This is a genomic window from Bacteroidota bacterium, from assembly GCA_016213405.1.
Taxonomy (GTDB): Bacteria; Bacteroidota; Bacteroidia; order Palsa-948; family Palsa-948; genus Palsa-948.
On sequence record JACRAM010000022.1, the window covers coordinates 1 to 4,912 of the forward strand.

2 protein-coding genes and 1 pseudogene are annotated in these 4,912 nt (G+C 41.9%); all 3 read right to left on the reverse strand.

Annotated features, from left to right (window positions below):
• Nucleotides 1-105: 105 nt before the first annotated feature.
• Nucleotides 106-423, reverse strand: coding sequence for a hypothetical protein (locus tag HY841_02795; GenBank protein MBI4929664.1), 318 nt, complete (start codon nt 421-423; stop codon nt 106-108).
• The gene (locus HY841_02800; protein MBI4929665.1) at nt 414-3,545 is read right to left on the reverse strand and encodes an L-serine ammonia-lyase, iron-sulfur-dependent, subunit alpha; all 3,132 of its coding nucleotides are present in this window, start codon (nt 3,543-3,545) and stop codon (nt 414-416) included. The genes HY841_02795 and HY841_02800 overlap by 10 nt, the downstream gene beginning before the upstream one ends.
• A pseudogene (gene serS / locus HY841_02805) lies at nt 3,545-4,566 on the reverse strand (serine--tRNA ligase). Before serS ends, HY841_02800 begins: the two are co-directional and overlap by 1 nt.
• Nucleotides 4,567-4,912 lie beyond the last annotated feature (346 nt).

Here is a 4,912-nt window from a genome sequence, read left to right on the forward strand (position 1 = left end):
CCTTGGTCCACCCTAACTTGAGGAACGCGAGCCATTGCCTCACGAAATGAAGCTTGGGAAACTGGGCCCCTCAAAACCGTAGGATGAGTTTGCATGATCTTCTCCTTATCTTATAAAACTTTTTGCCAAACAGAGAACGGGGCTTTTGAAAGCATGCTGCACCTGCCATTTCCAATCCAACCATTGCGTTAGAGTAACATCCTCAAATCCCTTAAGGTTTTTATAAGGTGCAACACCATCAAGAGAGTTTGCCGTTTCAACAGCGGCACGCCAATTCAAATATATCGCATCCGTTTTATCTGTAAAACCACGTTCAAATCTTGTTCCTTGAAGTGCGATCCTTCCAGTCTTTTGGGCAAAAATCCCAACATCTTGAATGCCTCTGAATAATGCTCTACCTACGCTAACAGTTCTTAGGAACATCCCTTACAGTCTTGGCATGCTTTTAATTTTTCGGCTAGCTGAAGTCCGCCAGTAGAAATTCCCAGCCCACCTTTTCCTGTTTCTTTTAAACTGCCGTGCATTTTATCTGATGCATCAATACATCCTTCAAGGACATCGTCTGGAGAGAGCTCGCTCAAATATTTATTGGCCGCTAATGTAGCCGCAGTTATTGCCGTTGCAGCGCCAACGGCATTCCTGATCATGCATGGATAAGCGACAAGCCCTCCGATAGGATCGCAGACCAGCCCTTCAAATCCTTTTAAGGCAAAGGCCACGGCATTCATAACATCTGCCGGTGACCCTCCCATCAATTCTGTCGCCGCGGCAGCTGCCATAGCTGAAGCTGCGCCGATTTCTGCCTGGCAGCCATTATTCCCGCCGTTCATTCTCATTTTACCGTTTATCAAAAGGCCTATAAGCCCCGCCGCAAACAATGCTTCCGTTAAACGTCTTGGCGCAAATATTTCCTCATCTGAATATTTGTAATATTCTTTCATAGCTTTAAGAACTCCTGGAATTACGCCGCATGCGCCTGCTGTAGGCGCCGCAACTATTAAGCCCCTCCGCGCATTCCACTCATTTGAAGCGTAAGCGTATACTGCAGCTTGCGTAGTTATACTTGAAATTGCGGGATTTCCCTGCCAAGCTTTTTTGAACGCCTCGTAAAGAGCTTTCACATATTTATCATCTCTATTCACTTCGTTTTTTTCCAGCTTTGCTTCTAATACAATTTCCGCTTCTCTTGCGTTATATCTTGTTTGTATTAATGGGGCTGTTATCATGAATTGCCATTTCGAATAACTTTCATTTAATGAGGGATGGCCTTTCCCTTTTCGGCGATCTTTCTTGAATCTTTGAGTCTCGCCAAAAACATATCTTATTGCGCCAACAAAATCATCTATAGTTTCGTATGGAAATCCAAGAGCCATTTGAGTAAATTTTGGCGCATTCCCCGCAATTGGCGATGGCTTCGTATAAAAAAGTGGTTCCTTAGCATTTATACCTGCTTCAACAGACTCAAACATAATGCCTAGCAATTTTTGCATATCATCTACCACTTTATCTTCGATCTTTCCCTTGATCCGTGCTTCATAATCTATCGCAATTTGCGAAATACTTTTATCCTCTCTAGTTGCTTTTTCCAACAGTGAAGCAAAATCTCTAAAATCCGGCTCAAAAGTTACCAATGGCTCCGCTATCAAATCAACTTCTGCCATTTTCTTAACTATCCCGTTTATTTTCACCTTAGCGCCTTCTGACAACTTCTTATCAAGGCATATAACCATTCGCCCATTCTTCGCGTGATTTTCATTGGCAGTCGAGTCATTGATAATTCTATATCCCAAAACGTCAAAATATTCCTTTATGTTTTTCGGTGATTTTTCACCTAAACTTATTAAATATGTCGGCGTATTGCCTCTTATAGGTTCAAGTTGTTTCTGCAGTTTGCAATCATCGCCAAATATTTCTAATAGTTCTATATTGCTGGCTCCGGGCGAGTCTCCTGTAAATTCATACATAATAGTTTTACCATCGCTTCCCGTCGCAGAAAGAATAAATTTAATCGTATTTCTTCCCATTGATTTGTCTTGTTTATTGATGAAGCCGCCAAAAGCGATCTCTTTCGCGCCTATTGTTATGTTTTTTATTTCCGGCGCGTCTTTTGCTGGTATTAATTTCGCGTCATCGTGATGAATATCAAGCAATCCGGCAATTACCGCCTCATCGGAATAATGCCCCTTTCCCGACCCATTTTTATCTAGGGCAAAGGTATTTGTCATTTGCACTTTCAAGCCATATGTTGAATCACTATCCAAAAACCCCGCCTCAAACCCGGCCGCGATCAAGTTTCGAACTGTTCGAGCAATACGGTTTGCTCCGCAAGTATGTGAACTGGAAGTCGGTATCATCGCGGGACCGATAATATTGTCAACAAGGCTTGTCCGGCCGATCCCTTTTTCGACAAGATCCATAACCCTTCTTTTTAATTCTTCAAATTTCGCAGTATTGATGGGCTGGCCTTTTTTATCTCGGAGGCTAAAAGTAGCGATACTTTTCCCTTCTTCTTCCAAACTTTCAATAATCAAATATTCTATATCGACCTCTTCCGCTGTCATTATTTCACATATTTTAGCCAGCCATTTTGTCAAATGCCTGTCTTTGATCCCAATGCGGACTTTTGCTTTTTCTATTTTTTGAGAATTTGAAGTGCTTTTCTCTTCTAATCCCCCAATAATTGAAATCCTCTCCTTAATTCCAAAAAATCGTTTAATCTGTTCCGCTAATTTTTTAGGATTTTGCCTTAACAAAATCTCTGTGGGAATTTGTTTGAAATATTGGTCAACTAATCCCCTAATTCCTCCTGCCCCGATTTGTTTGCCATCCTCTCCTATGCTCTTCTCTGAAGTTATTCTTATTGTTTCATTGAGTACTAAATTTTGCTTTTCTTGAAGCACTTTCTCTTTTTCCTTTCTACACGCTTTCTCCTCATCTGTTGAAGCAAAATCCTCAGATGAAATAAAGCTGACAGCATATGTTTGCCCATCTAATGCTTTCCCATTTCCATTTCTAAATGTGAAATTCCTCATAAACCGCACTTCATAATTCCTGCCGTGCAGCTCTCCAAATAATCTTTCAAATGCTCCTGGAATATCTCTATAAGCGAGAGTTAAGCCGTTATCGGAATCCATTGTTTCGGCAATAAACTTCATTGTCCTTGATTTATCCGTATTCCGAACTTCCTCATCTTCTGCCATTACTGAACGATGGCATTCGGCAATAAGTAATGCGGCCCGCATTTTTTCTTTTTCTGTAGTTCTTTTATCAAATTCAGGCGCTGAGACGAGAATATGGGCAATAGTCGCCAAGCTCGCTTGAATATCTTTTTGCCACGAAATTATTGGTATTCCCCCGCCCCAAACCCTACCAGGGATCAGCTGTCCAAAAATATTCGCATCTCCAACGATCGATTGATTTCGATGGTCGCACCAGGTCCCAACCGGAGATTCGTCCAAAAATCTCCTTCTTGATGCCATGCAGGGCATTCTCCTTGCCGCCAAAACAACAGAATTTACTTTTGTCGAATTAAAACTTACTGCCATTATTTCACTATCCTTTCGGCCCCAACATACGACCGTAATATTTCGGGGACCGTTATGCTTCCATCAGATTCTTGGAAATTTTCCAATATCGCCACAACCGTCCTTCCGACAGCGACACCTGACCCATTTAATGTATGGACATACTGCGGTTTGCCTTCTCCTTTTACTCGCGTTTCCATCCTTCTCGACTGCCAATCGGTGCAATTACTGCAAGATGAAATTTCCATCCACCGTTGTTGGCTTGGAAGCCAGACTTCAAGATCGTATGTTTTTGCTGATGCTTGTCCCATATCGCCTGTTGATAGCAGCACTCTCCTGAATGGAAGGCCAAGCTTTTTCAAAACGTTTTCCGCCGATCCTGTCATTCTTTCCAACTCATCGAAAGAATCTTTTGGATCGACAACGCTTACAAGTTCAACTTTATCGAATTGGTGCACCCTGATCAAACCGCGGACATCGCGCGGTCATTAACCAAAACTGGGAGCCACCACTCTGTGTAACCGTGTTCACGCGTATGAAGGTCAAGCATGAATTGGATCAATGCTCTTTCCAATTTTGCTCCCATGCCGCTATGGGCGACAAACCTGGCTTGTGATAATTTCACGCCTCTTACAAAATCCAATATTCCAAGCGATTCCCCAAGCAGCGAATCCAATTCAAGTTTGAACTTGCCGCGTACGCGCTCTCCAGTTTCTAAGATCAATCCTTTCCATTCAGCTTCACCTTTTGGCGCAAGATCAATCGTCCCACTCGCATCCGGAGAAAGATCGCGTAAAACAACAAATCTGCGGCTCAAATCCGCAAAATGTTCGGGGCTTAAAAATTTTTCATCCGGAACTGAAATAACAGCTTGAAGCGCTTTATCAGTATGTATTCTGTCAATAACGGCTTGAGTAACGGAACTCGCCCCAATCACTCGTGCAATACTTTGAATTCTATCTCCAAGCAATTGCGGATTTGCTAACCCGTGAAAAATCCTTTCGGATAGTTCTGAAACGCGGACCAGAGCTTTTCCTATCATTGTCGCATCTCCTTATTGAACAAAAAATCCGACATGAAAACTTTCACATCGGATTTCTAAAATCTCTGCCAGATTCTTATCGGAAGGTATTTTTAAAAATTTCATTGAAATTTATTTATTTTATTTGTGATATAGCATTGGATATATGCAAATATCAGACGGTACAAGAAGAAAGAGGTTGTATCATGAAATTAAGGGGGGGTGTTTTCTTGCCAATAAACCGCAGAAATATATCGTATTTGGATTTTTTACCTTCAATTTTCGACCAGCGCGCCAACTCATTGAAATTTATCTTGTGCTTTTTAGAAACCATTTTTGCCTGTTCCAATGACTGCATGTCATCCCA

What these genes read in the sequence shown, in the direction of transcription:
- HY841_02795 (MBI4929664.1), bottom strand. Translation starts at nt 423, where the DNA reads ATGTTCCTAAGAACTGTTAGCGTAGGTAGAGCATTATTCAGAGGCATT.
- HY841_02800 (MBI4929665.1), bottom strand. Translation starts at nt 3,545, where the DNA reads ATGGCAGTAAGTTTTAATTCGACAAAAGTAAATTCTGTTGTTTTGGCG.